Annotated in this window: 23 protein-coding genes, 1 tRNA gene and 1 pseudogene; 19 read left to right on the top strand and 6 right to left on the bottom strand. The window is 49.4% G+C overall.

What is annotated here, in order from left to right:
- The first annotated feature begins 9 nt into the window (after positions 1 to 9).
- The 16 genes from ETEE_RS11825 to ETEE_RS11755 all read left to right on the top strand — a co-directional run bounded on the left by ETEE_RS11825 (position 10) and on the right by ETEE_RS11755 (position 9854).
- On the top strand, positions 10 to 696 hold the full coding sequence (locus tag ETEE_RS11825; RefSeq protein WP_034165698.1) for a hypothetical protein: 687 nt from the start codon (positions 10 to 12) through the stop codon (positions 694 to 696).
- A gap of 84 nt (positions 697 to 780) precedes the next feature.
- Positions 781 to 1344: a lecithin retinol acyltransferase family protein gene (locus ETEE_RS11820; protein ID WP_034165699.1), complete on the top strand. Its 564-nt coding sequence runs from the start codon at positions 781 to 783 to the stop codon at positions 1342 to 1344.
- Between the two features lie 33 nt (positions 1345 to 1377).
- Positions 1378 to 1806, top strand: coding sequence for a DUF2787 family protein (locus tag ETEE_RS11815; protein WP_034165700.1), 429 nt, complete (start codon positions 1378 to 1380; stop codon positions 1804 to 1806).
- Between the two features lie 10 nt (positions 1807 to 1816).
- Entirely contained in the window at positions 1817 to 2245 is a 429-nt protein-coding gene (locus tag ETEE_RS11810) for a hypothetical protein (RefSeq protein WP_034165701.1), read from the top strand.
- Positions 2220 to 2534 (top strand): hypothetical protein, encoded by a 315-nt coding sequence (locus ETEE_RS11805; RefSeq protein ID WP_034165702.1) that lies wholly within the window; start codon positions 2220 to 2222, stop codon positions 2532 to 2534. The genes ETEE_RS11810 and ETEE_RS11805 overlap by 26 nt, the downstream gene beginning before the upstream one ends.
- A 91-nt stretch (positions 2535 to 2625) precedes the next feature.
- Positions 2626 to 3123 (top strand): RadC family protein, encoded by a 498-nt coding sequence (gene radC, locus ETEE_RS11800; RefSeq protein ID WP_034165704.1) that lies wholly within the window; start codon positions 2626 to 2628, stop codon positions 3121 to 3123.
- Positions 3120 to 3311 (top strand): hypothetical protein, encoded by a 192-nt coding sequence (locus ETEE_RS11795; RefSeq protein ID WP_034165705.1) that lies wholly within the window; start codon positions 3120 to 3122, stop codon positions 3309 to 3311. The genes radC and ETEE_RS11795 overlap by 4 nt, the downstream gene beginning before the upstream one ends.
- A gap of 24 nt (positions 3312 to 3335) precedes the next feature.
- Positions 3336 to 3674, top strand: a complete 339-nt coding sequence (locus tag ETEE_RS20120) for a hypothetical protein (RefSeq protein ID WP_174434933.1) — start codon at positions 3336 to 3338, stop codon at positions 3672 to 3674.
- A 115-nt stretch (positions 3675 to 3789) separates the two neighbouring features.
- Positions 3790 to 4296 carry a hypothetical protein gene (locus tag ETEE_RS11785; RefSeq protein ID WP_034165707.1) on the top strand — a complete coding sequence of 169 codons (507 nt, stop codon included), beginning with the start codon at positions 3790 to 3792 and terminating at the stop codon, positions 4294 to 4296.
- Positions 4296 to 4505, top strand: a complete 210-nt coding sequence (locus ETEE_RS11780) for a hypothetical protein (protein ID WP_034165709.1) — start codon at positions 4296 to 4298, stop codon at positions 4503 to 4505. The genes ETEE_RS11785 and ETEE_RS11780 overlap by 1 nt, the downstream gene beginning before the upstream one ends.
- 2 nt (positions 4506 to 4507) lie before the next feature.
- Positions 4508 to 4870, top strand: a complete 363-nt coding sequence (locus ETEE_RS11775; protein ID WP_034165710.1) for a hypothetical protein — start codon at positions 4508 to 4510, stop codon at positions 4868 to 4870.
- 78 nt (positions 4871 to 4948) lie between these two features.
- Positions 4949 to 5491: a hypothetical protein gene (locus tag ETEE_RS11770; protein WP_034165712.1), complete on the top strand. Its 543-nt coding sequence runs from the start codon at positions 4949 to 4951 to the stop codon at positions 5489 to 5491.
- 1 nt (position 5492) lies between these two features.
- On the top strand, positions 5493 to 5849 hold the full coding sequence (locus tag ETEE_RS11765; protein ID WP_034165713.1) for a hypothetical protein: 357 nt from the start codon (positions 5493 to 5495) through the stop codon (positions 5847 to 5849).
- A gap of 262 nt (positions 5850 to 6111) precedes the next feature.
- Positions 6112 to 7518 (top strand): DNA cytosine methyltransferase, encoded by a 1407-nt coding sequence (locus tag ETEE_RS11760; protein WP_071881904.1) that lies wholly within the window; start codon positions 6112 to 6114, stop codon positions 7516 to 7518.
- 135 nt (positions 7519 to 7653) lie between these two features.
- Positions 7654 to 7911, top strand: a complete 258-nt coding sequence (locus ETEE_RS21265) for a hypothetical protein (RefSeq protein WP_144242808.1) — start codon at positions 7654 to 7656, stop codon at positions 7909 to 7911.
- 476 nt (positions 7912 to 8387) lie between these two features.
- Entirely contained in the window at positions 8388 to 9854 is a 1467-nt protein-coding gene (locus ETEE_RS11755; protein ID WP_034165714.1) for an MvaI/BcnI family restriction endonuclease, read from the top strand.
- Between the two features lie 164 nt (positions 9855 to 10018).
- Here the strand turns inward: ETEE_RS11755 and ETEE_RS11750 are convergent, their stop codons facing one another.
- The 5 genes from ETEE_RS11750 to ETEE_RS11735 form a co-directional block, all read right to left on the bottom strand.
- Positions 10019 to 11125 carry a hypothetical protein gene (locus tag ETEE_RS11750; RefSeq protein WP_144242807.1) on the bottom strand — a complete coding sequence of 369 codons (1107 nt, stop codon included), beginning with the start codon at positions 11123 to 11125 and terminating at the stop codon, positions 10019 to 10021.
- A gap of 470 nt (positions 11126 to 11595) precedes the next feature.
- Positions 11596 to 12576, bottom strand: coding sequence for an IS5-like element ISKpn26 family transposase (locus ETEE_RS11745; protein ID WP_000019440.1), 981 nt, complete (start codon positions 12574 to 12576; stop codon positions 11596 to 11598).
- A 387-nt stretch (positions 12577 to 12963) separates the two neighbouring features.
- The gene (drmB, locus tag ETEE_RS21260) at positions 12964 to 14820 is read right to left on the bottom strand and encodes a DUF1998 domain-containing protein (protein ID WP_144242806.1); all 1857 of its coding nucleotides are present in this window, start codon (positions 14818 to 14820) and stop codon (positions 12964 to 12966) included.
- Between the two features lie 3 nt (positions 14821 to 14823).
- Positions 14824 to 17895 carry a helicase-related protein gene (locus ETEE_RS11740; protein WP_034163269.1) on the bottom strand — a complete coding sequence of 1024 codons (3072 nt, stop codon included), beginning with the start codon at positions 17893 to 17895 and terminating at the stop codon, positions 14824 to 14826.
- A 1-nt stretch (position 17896) separates the two neighbouring features.
- Positions 17897 to 20146: an ATP-dependent helicase gene (locus ETEE_RS11735; protein ID WP_034163268.1), complete on the bottom strand. Its 2250-nt coding sequence runs from the start codon at positions 20144 to 20146 to the stop codon at positions 17897 to 17899.
- A gap of 1154 nt (positions 20147 to 21300) precedes the next feature.
- On the opposite strand from ETEE_RS11735, the gene umuD reads away from it, so the two are divergent.
- Positions 21301 to 21744, top strand: a complete 444-nt coding sequence (gene umuD, locus ETEE_RS11730; protein WP_034163267.1) for a translesion error-prone DNA polymerase V autoproteolytic subunit — start codon at positions 21301 to 21303, stop codon at positions 21742 to 21744.
- Positions 21725 to 22983 (top strand): annotated as a pseudogene (umuC, locus tag ETEE_RS11725) (translesion error-prone DNA polymerase V subunit UmuC). Before umuD ends, umuC begins: the two are co-directional and overlap by 20 nt.
- A gap of 111 nt (positions 22984 to 23094) precedes the next feature.
- On the opposite strand, the gene ETEE_RS11720 reads toward umuC, so the two are convergent.
- Positions 23095 to 23170: transfer RNA gene (locus tag ETEE_RS11720), tRNA-Thr, on the bottom strand.
- Positions 23171 to 23386: 216 nt separating this feature from the next.
- On the opposite strand from ETEE_RS11720, the gene ETEE_RS11715 reads away from it, so the two are divergent.
- A complete protein-coding gene (locus ETEE_RS11715; protein WP_034163266.1) occupies positions 23387 to 24418 on the top strand; it encodes an NADP-dependent oxidoreductase in 1032 nt (343 codons plus the stop codon).
- Positions 24419 to 24420 lie beyond the last annotated feature (2 nt).

Here is a 24420-nt window from a genome sequence, read left to right as displayed (position 1 = left end):
GAGAGTGACATGACAGAAAAAATCAGACTGGCACTGTGGTGCACATGGTTATCGCTGTTTGCTTTACCGACCTGGGCTGCGCCTGAATTCACTGTGCCAACAGTCACTAAACGGGTACCGGCCAACGTTGAGGGCACCCTCAATTTCGCCAGCATGCAGTTTTGGATAGAGACCGCGAAAGGGGAACGCATCATGTTGATGCCGCTGGATGAAGATGAGCCACAGCTCATTCCCAGTATCACCCAGCAGGTTTCACTGAACGGTTTTATGCTGACCTATTCAGATGGCAGTCGTTACTTCGAGCCCTCCTTTGCACCTGCGTCAGCTGCATCAAGTACCACGTCATTGACCATAGTGAAAAATGACGATGACAGTATCGAGATCCGGTATGGGGGTGAGGTGCTGCTGCGCACCGATGAATATGACGCCATCAAACTCACGCACCGTTTGCCGCTGGCCAACGGGCAGGCGGTCTTGTTTGAGCTGCACAGTGGCGGTGTGGCATGCCCGGTGCTCTATCAGTTAGCGGTCGTTCAGGCGGGGGCATTGACCATGCTTTCATCGCCTTTTGGTACTTGTAGTGATGAAGGCAAGCTGACCTCCGAACCCAACGGTTTCCTCCTCGACCTGCCCGGCAATCCTCGTCAGCGCTGGGTATGGGATGCCAACAGCTTGACGCTGCGCAAGCAATCCTGACCACCAGCCACCACACATTCATCACCATCAGGGCACCTTCGGGTGCCCTCTGTTTTATGCCGCATTTTATTTAAGGAACTGTTCATGCCATTACCACAATCAGGGGACCACCTCGTTTCCCCCCGAACCGGTTACCAGCACCACGGTCTCTATCTGGGGGACCATCAGGTCATCCACTACCAGGGGGCCAGTGCCGGTATACATTCCGGTCAGATAGCTATCACCACCCTTGCCGAGTTTAGCCAAGGGCGGGGCTATCGCATCCAGCACCATCGCGCACGAGCGTTCAACCGGAAGGAGAGTATCGACCGCGCTTACTCCCGTCTTGGAGAGGCGCACTACAGCACGCTCTTTAACAACTGCGAGCACTTCGTGCTCTGGTGTATCGAGGGCTTTCACTACAGCAAGCAGATTAACCAGCTCATTGCCACGGGATGTATCGCACATCAGGCGCTTCGCACTGTGGCCCATCAGCCCACCCTTGCAGCCCTGCCTGGCATGGCCACCAGCACGGCACTGAACCCATCAGCAACTATCGCTGTGACCGCCGCAGTCGGTGCGCTGCTTGGGAGTTCGGCCACCTCGCTGGCGGCCCCCTTGGCAGCCACCTACGGCCTCTACCGCGCCTGGCGCTGGTTCAGGGATTGACGGGCCCCACATTCGATACAAAAAGGACACTCCATGATAACCATGCCATTTCACTTGGCAGGGATGGCCCTGCCGATTTCGCCCGAGCTGCCTGACTTACTGCGCAGCGTCGTGCGGGAACAACAGCTCGACCTCACCGACCTCTCGACCCTGACTTTTAACTTTCGCAGCCCCGGCTACAGTGCCGAGACGGGTGGCGTCCATCCGGTAGAGCTGCGGCTTATTCGGGGATTGCACGGCTGGGTATTCGATTACATCACCGACTTCAGTTACCAGGGGCTAGGCCAGGATGCCGAGCTCTGCAAAGAGCTCGACTTCAACCTCTCTTGCGACGAGCACTATCTGCAAGGCTGGGGACCACTGCCCGGCGTGGAAGCACGGGAGCTGTTTGCCCTGTGGCAGCGCAATTTCATTAGCTACGCCCAGTTGGGGTATTTCACCGTCACGGTCAGTGGGGATTAGGAGGTGTGTGATGACTAACGAACTGCCTCTGTCCCACACCTCGCGCCAGTGGTTAGGGCTAGTCGCCGCCAAGGCCAAGCTGATACCTGCTCGCCAGGGCGAGCGCTGGTTGCTGCACCTGACCCCAGGTAGTCTAAACGCCCGCACCGTCACGCTGCATCTGCGCTGGTCTGGGGTGAAGTGGCAACTGCTCTCCCTCACCAATGCCGAGGACTGGCGCACCATGAGCCAGCCTATCGATGAAATATGCGTGGACCCCACGCGTCGCTGTTTCTGGCGCTGCCAAGCAGGACCGGTTTCTCTCACCGAGCAACCCCGTGTACTAGGGAGCTTTCTGAGTGACCTGCAGCGTACCTGCATCCACCACGGCTACCGTGTGGAGAGTGACCCCTTACCCCAAGAGGAGGCACACGATGCCCAAACAACCGATAGCCGTTGAGCTGGAAGCCATCAATCGAGATGGCGAGACGCAGGTGGTGCGTGACAGTGGCCTGACCGTACACGGCTACAGTGTCTACCTGCGAGCGATGGAGGCAAGCGAGCTGGCCCTGGCTACCTGGGTAGCTGACTACGACACCATAGGACCGGCCTACCAACTGGCAGAACGGCTGAGTGTGGCACTCGCTATCTCGCTCACCATACTGGTCCCCGGACCGCTGATGCCGGTGAAGCGTGCCCCTAGAGCCGGAGCCGGAGCAGGAGCAGAAGCCGCCACCAAGGCCAACTGAACTACCCTCAAAGTGAACCAACAACCGCTCTACCTTTAACCCCGACATGCTTCATGCGTGCCGGGGTTTTGTTTATTTGGAGAATTCCACTATGCATTACCACAAGCTGAAAGCCGGGGAATGCCCCGGCACTTATGTCGTCACCGAACCCGTGACAGAGCAAGACCTGCTGCGCATCGCCAACCAGATTGCTCGCAAGCGACTGGCCAAAGGCACTGCCATCACCAGCACCACCGAGGCCGCCGAGCGATTACAAACCCTGCTGCAAGAGCGGGAGCATGAAGTGTTTGGCGCACTGTTCCTTGACTCCCAGCATCGCGTACTAGCTTTTGAGGAGCTGTTTCGCGGCACCCTCAATAGCGCCAACATCTACCCACGGGAAGTGGTCAAGCGGGCCCTGATACTCAACAGTGGCGCCATCATTGCAGTGCACAATCACCCCAGCGGTGACCCGGAACCCAGTCACTCTGACCGGGTCTTTACCCAAGCCCTCAAAGAGGCCTTGGCACTGGTCGATGTGCGATTACTTGACCATCTAGTGGTCGGTGCTGAGGGCGTAGTCTCGATGGCCGAAAGAGGTCAGCTATGAACCAGCCCCAAGGCAAAACCCACCTCACCGCCCTCGACATCCTCATCGAATTGCGCTGCTGGCTGGCAGACAACGTCGAGATGCAGGCCGAGCCCGCTATCGTGGCTCACCTGCCCAATGGCTACCTGCTCACCCTAGCTGACTGTATCGAGGCTATCGATGCGCTGCTCCATCAGCTACGTCATTAGCAACGCCAAGAGGGAACAAGCACCATGCGATTACCCAATCCCTATTCCCTTGAGGAAACGCTCGAGAAGCTACGCCATTGCCTGAAAACCACCAGTAATGAGGATGCGCTGACGTTGCTGGAAAAGGCCTTCACCAAGGCTCGTGATGACGAGGTTTATGCCAAGCAATTTGAAGAGACTTTGCTGCATGGCTCCACCATCGAGATACGCGAATGTCTTAGCTGCTTTGGCGACTACTTCGAGCGTTCCAGAGATGTACCGCCCTATTACCCGCATCACGATGCCGTCAACGGCATTGATTGTGCGCTCTACGCCATCCTGTTTGATGCTGCTCACCCAGACGCAGAGCAGGCACACGAATAACGCCAGCATCCCCAAAACCGGATCATCAGCGCCAACACAATGATCCGGATATCCCGACCTCACCCACAAGGCCACCTCACCGAAGGTGGCCTTTTGCATTTCAAGGAGTCACCCCATGTCTGCCTTCATGATCGATCGCCAGGATTACCTTGCCTTTGCCGTGCAGTTACACCGCTTTTGCAATGCCCCGATGCCACCGCACTACACCCTTGAGTTGCTGCGCTCCCTCTGGTGGCTACCGCCAGCAGACACCACCAGTACCTGGACGTGGCGGGTAGATCGGTTAGTACAACTGATGATGCTCGCCAATCGGCGGGCGGTCTGGCATCGCTATCAGCTAGGGCGTCAGCAGGACCAGAAGGAACCGCGCCAGCACTGCTCTACCAAACTGAGTCCATTTAAACCTGCCCACCGTTACCACCAGGCACCACTCACCGATAGCGAGCTGGTGGCGCTGTACAAATTCACCTGCTGCGCCCTGTACCAATCGAGTGAATGGAGCGGGAGCCCTGAGCAGGCACCTCGGCTTGTGAAGGTAATACAGCAGTTGCAACAGGCTCTCGCGCAAGACGTGCTGACCCGGTTGTCACTGTGGGAGCAAGCCCCTTGGGGGGAGATGTGATGAACCATTCCATCACTCTGACAGTGACAAGCTCACCACCGAGCTCAACCGCCCAGATAGCACAACGTATCTCTGATGACATGGCATACCTGCATCACCGTCTCGGGGATGGGGTCAGCGATGAACTGGGCATCAGTATCAGCTATCTGGTCGAACAATTTGCGCTGCTGGCAACGGCTTACCGAGCACCTGCAGAAAGGGAGAAATAACAATGATTGAGTTCAACGACAGCTTTAGCCAGGCCGCCGTAGCGGAGGCCATGTGTGCCCATCCAGCACTCGCCAAGCTCATCAGTCAGCAGTTGATGCTGCCGGGCTTTGCCTATGCCCACGATGTAGAGGGGCGGCGTATTGGTGGCCCGCTGGTGGCCCCCAACCCGGTGTTGCACAAGACCACGCTCTTTGTCAGTCCACGGGATATGCGTGAGCACCTGCCGCGAGAGATTAACTTTGCTCGTTTTCGCTGTGCCTGTAATGCAGCGGGTCAGCCGGTCGGTGAGTGGCAACGGGTAATTGTCGGAGCCTACGTCAACCACGGTAGTAATGACAAGCCGGATTGGAGTAGTCACACCTGAGCCACGGCCACCAGCACACACAAGACCCCGTACAGCCCCTCACGCCGAGGGGCTGTTTACATTTTAAGGAACCCAACCATGCACGACCTGCGTGATTACAAGACCCTGACTGCTCGGCAGAGCACCACTGCCATCGGTCAGCTGAACCACAACACCGCGCCGAAGATAATGACCCACCTGGCATTACGGGCCAGACAACCACACCCGCTAGGTAATGGCCGTAGCAGAACCAAGGCCCTCACACTCCTGCGCCGGGTCAAGAAGGCTCTGAAGGTAGGGCGTATCCCGCTTGAGCTCACAGTGACCGGTTGCCGCATCGACCGAGGCAGCCATCAAGCGGACCGTTACTACTACGACCGCACGCTGCTGGCCCAGGGCTGGCAGCAATACGATACCGAGGAAGACGCCTGGTACTTTGGTATCTGGATTAACAAAGAGAAGCTGGAGACCTTTACCTACGCCGAAGGGGATACCAGCCATGTGATTGCGCCGAACGTCGAGGCTTTTCGTGCCGAGCTGACGCGGCTCTATCGGTACCACCCGCAAGCCCCAGCCTTTATCAGTATCGACCCGGAGGCGGGCGTTGTGACCCACCACTTTGAACACAAGCCGGAGGTGTAACATGGCTAAGAACATCACCATCAAGGTGCCCGGCAAACATCCGCAAACTGGCGAGCTCACCACCTTCGAGCTCAAGGGGCAGCGCATGGATATCGACATCGGCGGTCAGGCTGTGCCCTTCCTCATTCACGGGAGGGGGATAGGCACCTCGCTCACCCACATCCCGAGCGGCTACCGCATAGCCCTGCTCGGTGGCTGGCTGACCGCGCGTTACGCCATGCCTGAGAATAAGCCCAGCAGAGCGGCCTGCGCCCAGATGGCCATAGACCGGCTGGTAGCCCAATACGGCTCGCGGCACCTGCGGGACCGACTCAACTGCAAGCCGGTTATCAACGAGACCGCAGACTGCACTCGTTGACGTCCCACAATCTTGTTCATCCGCACACAGCATAAAGGGCCTGCCCTCACAGGCTGGCCCTTTGCATCACTGGAATCACCGAACATGACCCGTCTTATCACCGGACTCGGGGTGCATCGCTATACCCCCGAGCTGAACAAGCTGCATCTGCTGGAGTAGGTAACACCACGCCAAAAGCACTGTTTTTCTTTACAGTGAAACTATACCTCTGGGTCAAATGAGTGATAGACTCCCCCACAATTACTGAAGACTGGATTCGACCATGAACATTGCATTGCAGCCCAACTCCCTGGATGAAATCCAGAACTATCAAAATCCTAGCCTTAAAGAAGACCGTCATCTCATGGAAATGGTCCTTGAAATCTATGATCAGAAACAAATCGCTGAGAAGCTACGTGAAATGGGCGACAGCGAATGGACCCGCGAGGCACTAAATCGCTGGCTCAACGGAAAAGTTGAACAAAAGCCACTAACGCATAACGAAACCGAGATGCTGAAAGGACTGCTGCCTTCACCACCCAAGCATCACGGAAACTACGATTTCAAATTTATCGACCTATTCGCCGGCATTGGTGGCATCCGAAAAGGATTCGAGGACATTGGCGGCCAGTGTGTATTTACCAGTGAGTGGAACGAGCAAGCAGTCAGGACCTACAAAGCCAACTGGTATTGTGACAGAGAGCATCACAAGTTCAACTCCGATATCCGTGAAATCACTATGCCGGATAATGAAAACCGTGACTTTGTTTATGCTCATATTGACAAGGAGATCCCAGATCATGATGTGCTGCTGGCTGGTTTCCCATGCCAGCCATTTTCCTTGGCCGGTGTATCCAAAAAGAACTCGCTTGGCCGTGCCCATGGTTTCGAGTGCGAGGCTCAAGGGACCCTGTTCTTTGATGTCGCACGGATCATCGATGCCAAGCGTCCAACGGCGTTCGTCCTAGAAAACGTCAAGAACCTTAAAAGTCATGATAAGGGCAATACTTTCAGAGTAATCAAGGAGGCCCTGACTGAACTGGGTTATTGGATTGCTGATCTTGATGTAAATGGCCCAAATGATCCCAAGATCATCGATGGAAAACATTTTATTCCGCAACACCGAGAACGAATCGTTCTCGTGGGATTTAGAAAGGATTTAAATCTGCACGAAGGTTTCTCACTGAAGGAAATATCCAAGCTATTTCCTGCAAAGAGAATTAATTTTTCCGACTTGCTCGAACCCGTTGAGCGGCTTGATCCTAAATACATCTTGACACCCAAGCTGTGGTCGTATCTTTATCAATATGCCAAGAAACACCAAGCAAAAGGTAATGGCTTTGGCTATGGACTCGTCGATCCTGAAAATCCTGCAACCGTTGCTAGAACCCTATCAGCCCGCTATCACAAGGATGGTTCAGAAATCCTAATTGATCGTGGCTGGGATATGCAGCTGGCAGAGGTAGACTTCAATAATGAACAGAACCAGAAAAAACGCCCACGTCGTCTGACACCTAGGGAATGTGCCAGATTGATGGGGTTTGAACAGCCGGGAGAATACAACTTCAGAATACCAGTCTCCGATACACAAGCATATCGGCAATTCGGCAATTCGGTAGTTGTCCCTGTGTTTGCTGCTGTGGCTAAGATGATGAAACCACTTTTATTAAAGTCTAAAAATAAGGCCTAATAAAATTAGTTGTTTTATATCTATCGGGGTGCCCATCAACTTGATGATGGGCATTTTCTTTGTTTTTTATTAAACATTTAAAACTAATACCTACTTGGCATTTACTTACTGTTAATTATATTGATGGGGTACGTTATGGATAAGTCAAAAACACTCAATGCCTTAAATACTAATTTTCGTATGATCGGGCTGTCAGCAGATTGGGTTTATCAAGCGTGGCTAATAAAAGGTTCTCTAACTAAAGGGACTGTTATTTTTGAAAACGAAGATAATGCTACATACGAGCTTGTTGATTTTTATTATGAAGACGAACAGCGTGTAGAGAACATTTTATGCTCTGGCTCGCTAAGAGACGTTATAGAGTTTTCTTCTTGTTTAAAACAAACAAGATGATAGGCGAGATCAACTCTGAAATACTGCGCCGTTCAAAAATCAGGCAGCCTAGAGTGGCTCATCAAACACCACATAGGGCTGCCGAAATCCCAAGCATATGCTGAGCCTGAAACTTAACTACCGTTCGAAGCCAAGCAGGACGTTGTGCAGCACTTAGCTTTACTCTCCGACATACTGTCGCATCAATCCATCAACGCAATCGTTCTCATGGGCAATATGGATGCGCACTGCCGTGCTATGGGTTGGCCAAGCCGACCAGTATGGTCAAATCCCCCGAAAAAACCAAATTGATTGGATGAACCCTTTTGGGGCCTTGGTGGTTCAGTAAAACTAGGGGCAACCCCAGATAAAACCAAGCAATAAAAAAATAAAACCAACAAAATCAATTGGTTGATTTTTTTCTAGAATCTTTTTGTTGATGCACCAAGGTTTTCCATTCTACGATACTCCTACTTTTCCAACGTAGGAGCTCGGACATGACTGCCAAAACTCACTTTCCATCAGCATTCGAACACTTCTTCACATCAGTGAACGATTTGACTCTTATGTTGAAAAGCCTCGGCATCCAAAAAGCTATCCTTAAACCACTGCCGAAAAACGCAAATGACAAAAATCAGATTTATTTCGCTAGTGACTTCAGCGTGCTGTACAACCTTTTTGACATTACGCTGGCCGAACGCGGACCCAGTTTCAGCAGCACCAAGGACTCGTCTACTCCGGGTAGCCTGATCCCGGAAGGGGTATTCAACGACTTCTCATGGTGCAAGCGTGATGGAACTTTGGTTAAGGCCAAAAACGTCAAAGTTATTATCTACACGCAATATCCCGAGGCGCGCCTGTCAGGGTTCATCAGTGTAGAAAACGACATGCCCCAATCGTTGTCAGTTAGTTTCATGAAGGATAATCCGGAATGTAAACGCATTCTTGTTCTTGGCAGTCTGCCAGGTGGGGCATGTATTGCACTTGTGCTTCTCAACTATACCGATAGTTTTGCTGCAGATGTGGCAGCCCTGCCGGGGATGGAAGGGTCACGCATTTGCAAACAGATAACAATCGAGCATGACCACAGAAGTACTCTACTCAAGCAATTATACGGTGTAGTAAAAACACCACGGAAGGGATGTCGACTAGATGCATATGGGAACACTCTCCCGTTCACTGGTACCCAAGTGTGTGGGTATACACTGGAACATGCCTTGGGCATCGTCCCTAACTCGGACAAAGATGGTGATATTAACGGGATCGAGCTGAAAACCCATACTCAAGAAAAAGTGACGCTCTTCACACCAGAGCCGGATTTCGGTCCTTACACAGATGATTTTGCAAAGTTCATGATGATGTATGGCTATCAGCCGGCGGGGAAGAGCGAATACCGGCTGACAGGTGTTCATCGTGCCAATGAGCGCAATAAAAAGACCGGTCTGACACTAAAAATTCGTGAGTATCGCCCAGCCAACCCAGACGATAAAAAGTCTGACTGGGTACGTGATGACAATGGAGATAAAGTAGCATTTCCATATGACAGCTCTACTTCATTGACATCCAAACTGAATGCCGTTGAGGTCGTTCTTGAAGATGATACAGGAAAGGTTGCAGCAGGCTGGAGTTTGACTCGTCTGATGAATACTTGGGGGGTAAAACACAATGATGTGGTGTACCTCTCGGCAAGTAAGACGGCGAATGAAGATCAAGCTGAGAGAGAACTTGGATATGAATTCAAGGTTATCTTTGAGCCCAAGGTAATCTTATGTCAGCGGACATCAGCAGAGCATCTTCTCAAAGCGATCAATGATGGTGTCATTTTCCTAGATCCTGCACCAAAATATGTGCCCGATGATGTGTCAAAGAACAAGCGGCGTTCACAGTGGCGAGTTAACGATATCCGCAAGGCTGTCTATTCGCTGTATGATGATGTGAAGATTTTTAATCTTGTTGACGTTTGATACTTATTGAATTGTTCTGACCACCTTGTACTCTGATAATTTATCATTTTCAGATCAAGGTGGCTCATCTATAGTTCAGAAGTAACGTTTTTGCATTCATAGTAGAAAAATCCTTTTTTGCTGCAACAATAAAGGATTTTTCAATCTCGATAATACGAGGCGGTTCAGGCCTCAATTTTTTCATTAACTCTTGAATCTTCTAGCATTTTTGCCGTTACAGGATTAGAAAGCGAACCATTAGCTGCAAGGACTATATTCTGAGCTAGCGTAGCAATAGATGTATCAAGTGTTCCAATAACATGAAATTTTTCAACAGGTACATCAATATACTTTAACTTCTTATTCCCATCAAATGATGTCTTGTAGTCACTAGTCTCACAATTACGATTTCCAAGTTCATCCAATTGTTTCGAGTCAATACGATACGCAATAAGAAGTACCTTGTTTCGCAATGATGGGTCTTGCAATAAATAACCAGGACTCAATTCATCATTCCACTTTGGTTTCACCATAACCATATGGAGTGTATTAATTCCCATATTGGCTAAATCCTTCATCACATTCAACTGACCAAAATTCAAACCAAAATATAAACGATTATTTCTATAAAACGGATATTTATGTTTTACTTCAAACTGCATCAACCTTCCATCAGAAAATGATACGATGTTATCGACATCCCATAGTGCAGTGAAAAAGGGACTTATCACACAGTTTTTGAAAAGACGATGTAGAACGACATCATTGAATAGCCTTTCGTTATAAATACCCTTAAGTCCTCCCCAGAAAGCTTGCATGTACCTCTTATCATTACTCACTCTTTCAGCTGGAGCATGATATTGCAACCTAGGTATGTTACGCTTCTTCATCATGTATTGCTGAACAGGCTCTTTGACTTCTTGAGAATTCCAGCTATCTAGGATGAAATCAAAATTTTTCCGATCATAGGTGCATTCAATAAGGACATGTTTTTTGGAATAAAGCCTCTCTTTCAGAGAGATTTTATCTTGAAAATTTTCATCATATATCCACAACCACCATGCTGGTTTTTTCCAGCCACATACGGAATCCTTATACGATGATTTAACCAATGCTATAGGGAGAGTGATGATTCCAATGTCGTGTAAAATTTCAACAAACTGTCTGAAATATCCTTCAACTATCAGCCCTTCCAGCATTTGGTGCTTGTCATGGCGCAGTAAACTTTGCAAACACTCATCCGACTCTAGTTCAAGTCTATCAAGTGGCCCCATAGGTGTAATTAGTGACATTGTCAGTTATTCCATTATGATGATACAGATGGAGATGCAATTGTATCCATAAACGAGGATAACAGCAATCTATCATATGGTTACATGAAAAACACATCACTAAAAAACCAAATGAAAATGACTGGTACAAAGGCACGCTCTCGCCTGATGTCAGGAATGCAAATAAAATATACAAAGCTAGGTCAGATACTCCGCAGTTTATTGAATTAGAGGGAATTTCAATTCAGACTACATGCCTCCACTCTGCCTAGGAGGCCAGATCTCGTGTTAGTAAAGTACTAGCCTAGTATTTTTTAAATGAATATTTATGGTATCGACACCTATGGAAGGTGCGAATAAGCGGGGAAATTCTTCTCGGCTGACTCAGTCATTTCATTTCTTCATGTTTGAGCCGATTTTTTCTCCCGTAAATGCCTTGAATCAGCCTATTTAGACCGTTTCTTCGCCATTTAAGGCGTTATCCCCAGTTTTTAGTGAGATCTCTCCCACTGACGTATCATTTGGTCCACCCGAAACAGGTTGGCCAGGGTGAATAACATCGCCAGTTGGTTATCGTTTTTCAGCAGCCCCTTGTATCTGGCTTTCACGAAGCCGAACTGCCGCTTGATGATGCGAAACGGGTGCTCTACCTTGGCACGGATGCTGGCTTTCATGTATTCGATGTTGATGGCCGTTTTGTTCTTGCGCGGATGCTGCTTCAAGGTTTTTACCTTGCCGGGACGCTCGGCGATCAGCCAGTCCACATCCACCTCGGCCAGCTCCTCGCGCTGTGGCGCTCCTTGGTAGCCGGCATCGGCTGAGACAAATTGCTCCTCTCCATGAAGCAGATTACCCAGCTGATTGAGGTCATGCTCGTTGGCCGCGGTGGTGACTAGGCTGTGGGTCAGGCCACTCTTGGCATCGACACCAATGTGGGCCTTCATGCCAAAGTGCCACTGATTGCCTTTCTTGGTCTGATGCATCTCCGGATCGCGTTGCTGCTCTTTGTTCTTGGTAGAGCTGGGTGCCTCAATGATGGTGGCATCCACCAAAGTGCCTTGGGTCATCATGACGCCTGCTTCGGCCAGCCAGCGATTGATGGTCTTGAACAATTGACGGGCCAGTTGATGCTGCTCGAGCAGGTGGCGGAAATTCATGATGGTGGTGCGATCCGGCAGGGCGCTATCCAGGGATAATCGGGCAAACAGGCGCATGGAGGCGATTTCGTACAGGGCATCTTCCATGGCACCGTCGCTCAGGTTGTACCAATGCTGCATGCAGTGAATACGCAGCATGGTCTCCAGCGGATAGGGCCGTCGGCCATTGCCCGCCTTGGGATAAAACGGCTCGATGACAGCGGTCATATTCTGCCATGGCAGAATCTGCTCCATGCGGGAGAGGAAAATCTCTTTTCGGGTCTGACGGCGCTTAGTGCTGAATTCACTATCGGCGAAGGTGAGTTGATGGCTCATGATGTCCCTCTGGGATGCGCTCCGGATGAATATGATGATCTCATATCAGGAACTTGTTCGCACCTTCCCTAGATTGAAAGTAAGAAGTCACTCTCAAAAACTCTGGTTTTTGGCAAAGGGAAATGTTCTGCCAACATTCGATGCTACACGCATCCTATACGCCAGTTCCAAACAACATTATGGCGAGCATTAATAATTGAGTAATCCAAGCTGAGAGATATAGATACAAGATCTTAGAAAAGCTGACGCGTTTATTAAAACTCGCACAAAAGTTGGATAGGCAAAAGTGCCAATGATTTATATTAGCACTTTTTCGCTTCATCCCTAAAACCCACATCTATTTAATGTTAACAGAAAAAACCACGCGATTGCGTGGTTTTTTCAAGTCTAAACTAATAGTGTAGATAAAAAGCCTATCTCTGGTTTTTCCAACGTGCCAATTACAAGTGCCCTGTCGAGAAAAACATTTCGTAGCTCACAGGACGTTTCAGAGATGAGCGCGCATGCATGGCATGCTGCAAGGTTAAGAGCCTCGGTGCCTTGGCCCTCACTGTCGATACACAGAGGGTCCGATGAGCACCATGCTGCGGACTGCAAAGCATTGATTAGTGTGGAGGCAAAGTTAGAAGGTTTACCCTGACGGACTAACCCTCCCAAAGTACCATCCGAAGCAGCAGATGAAGTTGAGATCAGCACACCACAATATTCTGGGGAACAATAAATTCGCTCTTTTAGCGAAGCGCTTGCATAGCCGCATTCAAGTGATAACTGGCGGATCAATAGATGCGAGAGCGTGTGTATCAGCACCAGTCTAGCGTCAGGTTGATAACCACCGTCCTGTGAACCATCAAGCGATGAGCGATGATAATTTTGCATCAACACGCCAATTCGCCGCATGACATCGGGATGTTCTTCCCACTTCCTCAGGGAAGCGTTGTTAAGCTCAATATAAATCCCCTCTCCCCGGTTCTCTATCGCTGGTAACCAAGATTTTCTTTCCCTTGCGATTGGTGCGCAGCGCTGTGTGAAGCGGTTTATCGTGATACTGCTCTCAAGACGAGTAAACCCTCTGAAAGCAATCACTTCACGCAAACGATGCACAAGAGAGACGGTATTTATAAAGCTGAAAACTCCGTCACAAACCGCATCTAATGCATCGCCACCCACAATTTCGACCTCAAAATCATCGTGTGGCTCGTTCTCTTCATTTTCAGGACCGGGATAGTCAGCAAGTAACGCATCGCGCTCTTCTCTTTTACGCTCTTGTTCTGAACGCGAGCTGCCAACCTGATTAAATGATGCGAGCGCATTTTCTATTTTTTGAGATGAAAACGCGGAAAACTCTGGGAGAGTGCTAAGAAGTCCAGCTGTTACCGCTGCTGTTTGTTGGCCCGTGCGGTATAAGGTCACAAACGCTGAAAAGCGTGTGCTATTCAGCAGTTGCATCAGCCGGCTTGAGTTTGGCGGAATAGAGATAGTCGATGCAGTGACTGGGAAATAGACGTTAGAAGCACCTCGCAGTAACGCACGCAAGTTTCGTATGCAACCATTGCTCATACCAAGCCAAGGCTGATTACCTCTGCAAGGTATATTACCTAGTGCCTTGGCACCTAGCACCCCCTTGAGAGAATTGCTGGCCCCGCAGGTACAGATAACACTCAGACCATCGAGACCAGTTTTATCTCCTACCGTTCTAATCCGCAATCTAGGTGCTTCACAGACACCTGACTTGGTGTTTTTATGTGCCCAGTACACCCACGGGAAATCATCGATATGATAGTCGGAACAATGATGCCCTTCTTCGTGGCTGTAGCAGACACTCAGCAAACGGGTTGGCGCCCCCCATCCTTGGCAGTCGTTACTTGAACACGCAGGTATCCCATCGGGCCGCTCATCGAACTGTTCCCCCACAATGCCTAAACGGTGACACTGATTGCACTCTAGCCAGCGCGGAAAACGGCGCGCAGGCAGTGAAATGCCAGATATATCTGTTGGCGGAGCCTTCAGCTCAGTGACACCTAATAAGCGACATAGATCAGGTTCAGCTATAGTGTCGAGTTTCTCCTCTCGCCACATATCTAGACCGCTAATGATTGCAGATGCAGTTCTGGTACGTCGCCCCTGCTGTGAACGCACCTCAATCAGCGCGCCAACGCCAAATGTTGTCACACTTTGGCTAAGGTTGATTGTCCCTGTCGGCAATTTCCGTTTTGCCGGTGCACGTTTATTACGAAATCCGCCCATTGTCTACTCCTGCACCATCATGCTGACCTTCACCTGCGCTTCTACATCTCGTACTGAGCGTTGCATTTCCCAAGGGTCCTCCCCATTCACTTTATTTTTCAAAAGCGCATTACTGTCGGTTTGGTGGCCAACCCAGCTGAGTTTGCTTGTCATACGAGCTTTTTCCATCCAGTCATATAAAATATCTTCCAGATTTTGGCGCGTATCGTCTGCCTCTTCTGCTTCTGTTGTTTTAACGCGCGCGCAAATAACACCTATCAATGCTCTGACTCGTTGCCTCAACGCAGGTTCATGTATTCTAATTGCACTTTTATTATCTGCAAATTCAGGAATTGTTAATCTCACCATAGCGATAAGAATGGAGTGTAGTGCCCGATCTCGCGCTCGCGAGGCAAACGGCGTAACACTTGATGACTCAACATGACGATAGAATGCACTGTGGAAGACCTGAAACTTCTCATAGTGGGAACGGTCACGGGGACGAGTCCAGTTATACAAGGTAAATACGATTCCTGCTTTACCAGTATCGCGTCCGACGCGACTGGATGCCTGAATATACTCAGAGGTATTTTTAGGCTGACCATTTACGATCATCACCCCTAGGCGTGAAACATCTACCCCGACCGAAATCATATTTGTAGCAAGCACTGCATCTATCGGTTCTTTTTGACTAGTAGCACTAGCAGGCCAGCATTCATTTAAGTCATCAAGAATCTGAGGTATTTCAGCTGAACTCAGCTTGCTGGTTAACTCTGTAAATCTTGTAATAATACGCCGATCGATATTCTCATCTTTTTTTATTACCTCAAGGTAACGGGGAATATCGTCCTGTAATAATAGCAGTGAGCCCCCTAACTCCCTGAGGCTATTGAAGTACATTACCAACGTATAGAAATAGTCACGGGCATTTTTTTCTACATACTGCGCTGCCTGCAGACAGTTGCCAGTAAGTCTAGCAAGAGTATGTTTTGGTGAACGACCTTGTGCATGCAGTCCAACATACAACCGTCCAGGATTCTGCTTATCACTCTGGTAGAAAAAGGAGTTATCCGCATCAAGACATGGGGTCGGAAACTGCATGACTTCACGATTGAACAACTTTCTGACCTGTACTTCTGCTCGTCGGATTGTTGCTGTCGAACCAATAATTTTGACCCGTTTTCCATCTACACTGGCTATTTCATCGATGGCCGTTTCGAATAAAGCAGTCACCGTGCCAAGCGCATCGCTAATCAGATGTAATTCGTCTTGGATAATAAGTTGTAACGGCGCGGTGGTAGTCCCCCGACCAAACAGACGTGCCATATCTGGCGTAAAAGGCATATTGGCAAATTTATCGACCGTGCCAATCAAAAAAGTAGGTGGTGAAGCATAAAGTTGCTCATCAACAAAAATCAGCGGCAAAGGCATATCTGGCGAACCATGAATACAGGAGACGTCGCTGCACCAAGTCAACAAAGCCCCATCACGAATCGTCTGATGACTGGTCGACAACGTTGCACCGCACACGGGGCAACTTTGCACCGGCAAGGTAGTTTCTGGAGCGTCGGTCTGCTCCTGAAGAAGCTTACCGGCAATTTCCAGCGTATTTGGTGTTGCACCACCACCGACAAATAGGCCAATATCAAATGGTTTAAACGACCGGAGATCGGCTTGTTCCCCCCTTATAATGTTGGCAGCGCAAATCATGAGAGCGGCCCTTTCAAACTGTTGTATGGTTAATAAACGCAGTGTGTATCGTGTCATTACAACTGTACCGGCTGCCTCTTGGGGCGATTTCGCCGTCAGATAGCGGTGAAACATTAAAACAGCCGTAAGCCCAAGATAGGCTTCTGTTTTTCCCCCTCCGGTTGGGAACCAAATCAATTCCATAACTTCGCGATCGGGATGGTTACGATCAATAGACGAAGGTAGCGACAGCAACAAAAATGCCAACTGAAAGGGGCGCCATCGAGGTTCGAAATTCATCACGCCTTGTTTTCTCAACGTGCTAAGTTCAATGCTCTTCCGGATTGTCTGGTTCGCAAGGCGGAAGGCGCGCATTAGCGCAGCCGAGTTGTATAAACAACTAATGCCTTCCACCATTCTGTCACTTTGTTTTTGGCACTCGTGCAAATTTTGCAACGCCACGGCATGAATTTTTTCGCGCCTCTCTCCCGAAAACGCATTCACAATTGACTCTACCCGAATGGTCTGTTCACGGATCCAAGCGCGGTATTTTTCAGGGATCAGCGCCAGATGTTCAAGCAACATCGAATCATCGGACTCAATAATAAATTTCATATTGAGTAGAGGCGTATTACTTAAATCTTCTATTTCAGGCGAAGCTTTAAGCACTTCATGCACTGGTAACCAGCATGAGGTGATACGCTTAGGGTGCTCCCCAGCCCAGTGAACAGCACAACCGTGACCAGTGGCAAAATTGGCAGAATTTCGATAGAGTAATTCGTGCTGCCAGAATTCAGGGTCATTATTGACGATATGGTCTAGAACCGGAGCTGGTAATAATTCCTCTGCAACAATACTCATCTCCGCCTGATATAAAACCCCTTCTCCATAGCAAGGAGTTATCGGTTTTTGATTGATCAACGTAACGGTTAATGCGATTCGATCTTTAACCTTTTTCGCTCGGGCTCTTACAACGACATTATCATCGTTTAAAATAATGCTATGTGATCCGTTGCTTAACGCATCGACATTAATAGTCAGCTCATGAGAAAATGGTATTCTGCACCAACTAATCTCTTTATTGTTGATACTTTCTGTATAGATTGCATATTCTAGTGCTAATAATAATGAGAAAGTAGAGTCACTGACAAAGAAAGTAAAACCAATCGCACTCTGACTAGAAGCATTAACAAGATCCATAAATCCTTCGACATCATCCTCACCTTCCTGCTTCTCTTCCTCACATTCTTCAAATTGAATTTTACTTCCTGCAGGCCAGATCATCCCAGTATGATACAGATCCCACGGTGCTACTGTGATACATTCTGACTCGTTAAAAGGGCCAATCATTTGCCGTTTTACTTCAGACAGGAATTTTTCTCGTGCTTGTTGATGAATATTTTTCATTCTATATCTCCCATAGTCCCTTAAATACAGGCAACGGCAATAAGTAGGTCGGCCCGACAATCTTTTCAATCAACTCTGAATCGCCAGAATATACAAATGTCGACATTTCAACCAGCGAAAAATTTAAATAATATCGATTCTGGTTCTGGATCCAATAATTTCTTTCAAGCCTTGGCATCCGATACAGACGTATAGTCGTTTTATTATTCATTTCGGCAAACAACCATGTCTTATTTTCATGATAGCTGACAAAATATCGAACCTCCCCTCTGAGCATCGAGTCAATATACCCAGAGCTAAATGTTTCAGGTTCAGGAATAAACGATTTAAAATCGATATCGTTTATTCCTTCCAGCAACAGGCTTTGACCAACAATATACATTCCACCACGAGTACAACGTACAGCTTTAATTGCGCTGTCATTTAATATAAAGAAGTATTGTTCAGCACGCGTCACAGCAACATAGAACGTGTTCATCGAATCGCCATTACGACTAAAATGAGTGTTATTGCTGTAGAAGAATACCCTAGGGAATTGCAAACCTTTAGCTTTGTGCACGGTAGAAACTATAATTTGATTCGATGCAACAATTGGGCTTATGGCACTATATTTTTCTGCATTCTGAACTAATCTGTTAACGAGAACATTGTTATTCATCACAACTCCGGCCCGACAAAGATAATCCAGCTCCTCTTCGCCATTATGGCCTAAAATAGTCTGACATTTCTGCAGAAAAAGTTCTACTGACATTATTTCCTGACGCCAGCCTGCGAACACTCGATAAAGCCATATTGGTAGTTCTGATTTATCACATCCAGCTTGGAGCCTGACTGAAAATCCCCGTTGAGTGAGTTGTTGTGAAATTAAATAGCAGTCGATATTACGCATACATAGGACCGCATCCCCTTCATTAATTTCGTCTAGCGTAACCATCTGCGCATAGTCATGGCTATTGATCTCTGTTATATGCTCAGACACAAGCTGGCTTGTTATTTGCTTTACCCTTTCTTTTTGTTCAGTGGTAATAAATCGATAGCTTTCATTAAGTCTGTATTGCAGAAGTTGCTTGGCAGCGAGACACTTAAATTGGTGTAGAAAGGCATCGTTGGTGGTCTCGTTGCGGTGCTTTAGCTGGAAATTCATAATTTGCTGACAAGGATCGCCCAAAAGAGAAACTGCACCGTCCCGTGTTAAAGCTAACTTCATTAGTTCAATAGTAAAATCCGCACGACATCCGACCAGATCCTGATACTCATCGACATAAATCCATTTAACAGTTTTTAGCACTTCAACGTTAGCAATCTTTTCCTGCATAATTATCGACTTTGCCATACGGATATTAGCGTCAAAATCGTCACTAGGTAGATCTGAGTCAATGGCCTGTAAAATACTGTAAGCTAAGGCATCAAACGTCATGACTCGAACAAGATCTAGGCTCCCAATTAGATCGCTCTGGTTCCGTTTTTCTAGGCGTAGCCTAAGCTCTTTGACTGCGTTTCTAGTAAAGCTTAAAACCAATATTTTTTTCGCATCGTAAGGCTCTTTCAAACACATGACATGATTTGCCAGTCGCTCTACGATACTATATGTTTTTCCACATCCTGGTGGGGCACTTAAAATAACACACTTATCAAGAGCAGCCTGATAGAAATCAGATTTATTTGCAACTATTTCATTCTCTATTTTATTTATCTTGCCGACGCCAATATTTGAAACATCATCACTGAATGCTACATCATTAAGTTTATGAGTATTGATGAATGCTGTCGTCATTTTTTTCTCTGCTGTCTGAGAGGATTGCACGACAATATCACCATGAAGAAAGAACTCTATTACTTTGCGAATCGCTGATGCATCGATTCCACATGTGCCGTCCAGATACATTCTTAGTAGATTTTCTTTGCGAAAATTATGCATATGCGTGGTATTTAGAACTGCTCGACGGTATCTGTTTGGGATTTCACTCGTATTGAACTTGCCGGTCAGAATATCTTTCTCGGCTTGATTTACTTCTAACTTCGGCAATTTCTCAGCAAGCGATGATTGGCGGAAGCTAACGGTCTGCCTTGGCGCAACTGTAGATTGCAGATATCCATGGATCTCGTCGGTCAACTCTCTTCGCGCCAGAGACTTTTTCCGAAAAGAAAGCTCCTCAAGGATAGCGTGGAGTATCTCTGTATCTGACTGATTATCGCTCGCTAATTTAACAAGATCGCTAATAAAGTAATTCAAGTACTTTCTGACGGCCATCAGTAAATCCATTATTTTGATAAGAGCAACAAAAATATATATTATAAACAGCGTTATAGGTATGATACATACCTATATCCCCCTTAACACATGATATTTTTTGAACATGTATTGGACCTTAATAAAAGTCGGGTTACGCCTCCAACTATAATAAGTTGAACGTCGAGTATGATGGCGATTTTTTAAACTGCTCTGACTCATGGCTACCAAACTAACATCTATTCAGATTGCAGTTTACCAACTTGGCCATCGCACAACTATGCCTTGCATCACATCAATCAAGATCACCACACCATTTAGCAAAAACATAATTTTCATTCCAAGAATACAGATCCCGTACTCTGACCTCACACCAGACTAACCCCAATGAGTCACTGCGGTAGACGATGCCTGCCATCGGAGGCACACATGTTGTCGACACTATCCTTGTACCAAATGTCCCACCACCGCTTTACTATCGACACCACCAGTCTCAAGGTATTTGGTTAAGTTGAACAAAAAATCCGGAGGCATGGGACGGTCTGCATAGTTTCGCTTCAAGTGCTTGAAAGAGAAAATCTGTCTCTAGCCCTACAATAGGCAAAGCTATCGACTCGAAGTATCGCACCAATACTGCTTTTGTCATTGGGATGTTGTGGATGTACGTGGGAAGCATTTTTCGGCCAAATCGATACTTGCTAGAAGGCTAATTTTGGAAAGGAATTTTTCCAATCTACAAAGTGTGTGCTCATATTACAAAGTCCGTTTTTCAGGCATGTATCTGGATGGTTAACTGTGCCAGGGAATCGTAAAACATCTCGCCAAAAATGGCTCCACACCATGCACAAGTTTTCACCGCATACACTGATATCACATTTTCAGTTAGATAGAATTAACTTCATTTATATTTGATTACTTGCTCGAAAAGTCGCGATCCAGTTCACCTTGATGTTGGTTCGCTTTCTGCGCTGGCCAAGTGACCGTTGCGCTCCTTCCATACCGCATGACCTCGACCCGTTCTTGCTGCTCTTTCGGTAGGGCACACAGACTGTGACCAATACTGACCTCTTTGTCATTTGTTGGCGCCATGGTACGCCATCAGTGGCATGCGGGACTTGCGCTGGCTCAAAGGTGGCACGCTATAATGCCTGTATATAAAAACAGGTGTTGTTGCTATGAAGTTGTTAACCCCAGACCCATCACCCGTCGAGGTGACCATCCCGCTGTTCTTGCACCGTGCCTCTTGCGGCTTTCCCAGTCCAGCCAGCGACTATCTGGAAGGAAAGTTGGACCTCAACGCCCACTGCGTGTCGCACCCTGCAGCAACCTTCTATCTGCGTGCCGAGGGGGAGAGCATGACCGGGGTCGGCATCTTTCCCGGTGACTTGTTGGTGGTCGATAAGAGCCTGACCCCGCGCCATGGAGATGTGGTGATTGCACTACTCGATGGCGGCTTCACGGTAAAGACCTTGCAGCTCAAGCCGAGGTTGCGGCTGTTGCCAGCCAATCCGGCGTTCGCACCTATCGACCCTAGCATGAGCCTCTCCCTAGAGCTGTTCGGGGTGGTCACCCATGTGATTGGCAATCTGAGGCAGCGTGATGGCCATAGCGCTCGTTGATGTAAACAACTTCTACGCCAGCTGTGAGCGGCTGTTTCGCCCTGAGCTGCGTGGCCGCCCGATCGTGGTGCTCTCCAACAACGATGGATGCGTGGTGTCGCGCAGCCCCGAAGCCAAGGCGCTGGGTATCAAGATGGCCGGGCCCTACTTCAAGATCCGCGAGCAGTTCGAGGCGCATGGCGGGGTGGCATTCAGCTCCAACTACGCACTCTATGGAGACATGTCTGGCAGGGTGATGAGCACGTTGGAGACCATGGCCCCCGAGCTGGAGGTCTACTCCATCGATGAAGCATTCCTGTCACTGTCGGAGTCGTTTGCCGGGGACCTGACAGCCTATGGACAACAGATCCGACAGCGAGTGTGGCAGTGGACCGGCCTCACGGTAGGGGTCGGGATTGGCCCCACCAAGACCCTCGCCAAGCTGGCCAACTATGCAGCCAAGAAGTGGCCTGCCACGGGCGGCGTCGTGGACTTGCGTAACGAGCTGCGCCGTGCCCGGCTGATGGCTATCACCCCGGTGGACGAGGTGTGGGGCATAGGACGGCGCTTGGGAGCCAAGTTGGTGGCACAAGGCATCAACACCGTTGCTGACCTGGTGGCTAGCGACGCCAAAGGGTTACGCGCCCAATACTGCGTGGTGGTCGAGCGGATCGTACAGGAGCTGCGTGGCCTGCCTTGCACAGAGCTGACCGTTGAACCGGCGGCGAAGCAGCAGATCCTCTCGAGCCGTTCCTTTGGTGAGCGCGTGACTGACCGTGGAGAAATGGCCCAAGCGTTGTCAGGCTTATGGCTCGCGCAGCCGAGAAGCTGCGGGCCGAGGGGATGTGTTGCCAGCGGGTGCACCTGTTCGTGCGGACCAGCCCCTTTGATGAGCGAAGGCCTTACTACAGTGAGCAGGCTGGCGTTCGGCTAGTTTGCCCTAGCGATGACACCCGGTTGTTGCTGCAGCAAGTGAACGTGCTGCTACCGCAGATTTGGCGCAATGGTTACCGCTATCAGAAGGGGGGCGTCATGCTGAGTGAGTTCACCCCCAAGGGGCAACAACAGGCCGATCTGTTTGCCCCGTCTTCCGCTCAATCGGATGCGCTGATGGCAGTGATGGACCAGATCAAAGCCAAGGGATTGGGGCGAGTAGGCTTTGCCAGCCAAGGTACGGGGTCGCCTGAGTGGATGATGCGACAAGAGCACCTGAGCCCCTGTTACACCACACGCTGGGAGGACCTGCCGGTGGCCAGGTAAGTGGATACAGTAATGTGCCTACCGTTTGCTAAATGTGGTACCCCATGTGGTACCCCAAGCCAAAAAGCACAAATGGTTAGCTTATCATCTAAGCTAACCATTTGTTTTATATGGTGCCGATAAGGGGAATCGAACTCCTGACCTTCGCATTACGAATGCGCTGCTCTACCAACTGAGCTATATCGGCACTGAGGGAGTTGGGCGTGTTGCCCGAAGTGCGGGAGATACCATAGTGAAAAACCAAAGGAGCGTCAAGAGCTGGCAAAACAAATGGTTATTTACTCGACAATGCACCGTTTATGCTATGGGCCGGGATAGCGTCAACGCCGTCACTTTGCCCTACTCGATTTTGCTCTAGGCTGTCCCTGTTAGCCCCTACAACACGGCAACAAAGGAGCAAATGATGACACAGACAGGAACGACGAATCGGCGTCTCGTGCTACGCCAGCGACCCTGTGGAATGCCGACGGAGCAGGACATCCAGTTACAGCAGGCTGCCATCCCGCACCCCGGCCAGGGGCAGCTATTGCTGCGTACCCTCTACCTCTCTATCGACCCGTATATCCGGGGACGGATGAACGATGGCCCCTCCTATACTCCCGCCATGCAGTTGGGTGACGTGATGGTCGGCCACACCCTATGTCGGGTCGAGTGCTCACACCACCCCGACTATGAGGCTGGGGAGTGGGTGCTGGCGCAAAGCGGCTGGCAAGATTATGCCCTCTCCGATGGCGACGGCTTGCAGAAGGTCCCTGCGGGGATGGCGCACCCCACCAGGTTACTCGGCGTGCTGGGAATGCCGGGATTCACCGGCTATATGGGGCTGACCGCCATCGGCGATCCACAGCCCGGTGAGACGGTGGTGGTTTCCGCCGCGAGCGGCGCAGTCGGCTCGGTCGTTGGCCAAGTGGCTCATCTACGCGGAGCCCGAGCCGTCGGGATCGCCGGGGGCGCGGAGAAGTGTCGCTACGTGTGCGATACCCTCGGTCTGGCGGCCTGCATCGATCACCGCGCGCCCGACTTCCCCGCCCAGCTGCGTGCGGCCTGTCCGAACGGGATCGACGTTTACTATGAGAATGTCGGCGGTGCCGTCTTCGATGCGGTGCTTCCGTTACTCAACACCCTGGCTCGCGTGCCGCTCTGTGGCCTGATCAGCCAATACAATAGTGTGACGAGCGATAATCTCGACGATCGCTTACCGATGCTGATGGGTACCATCTTGAGAAAACGGCTGTTAGTCCGCGGGTTTATCATCGGCCAAGACTTCGGTCAGCATTATGCGGCCTTCTATCAACAGATGAGCCTGTGGCTAGCTCAAGGCCAGATCCAGTATCGGGAGGATGTTATCGAGGGGCTAGAACAGGCCGTAACCGCGTTACAGGGGCTACTCTCGGGCAACAACTTCGGCAAGCTGTTAGTGAAAGTGGCCGATTGATC

Source organism: Edwardsiella anguillarum ET080813 (assembly GCF_000264765.2).
In the GTDB taxonomy this organism is placed as follows: Bacteria; Pseudomonadota; Gammaproteobacteria; order Enterobacterales; family Enterobacteriaceae; genus Edwardsiella; species Edwardsiella anguillarum.
The sequence above is the reverse complement of the archived record's forward strand: the minus strand, read 5'-3'. Positions and strand labels throughout refer to the sequence as shown.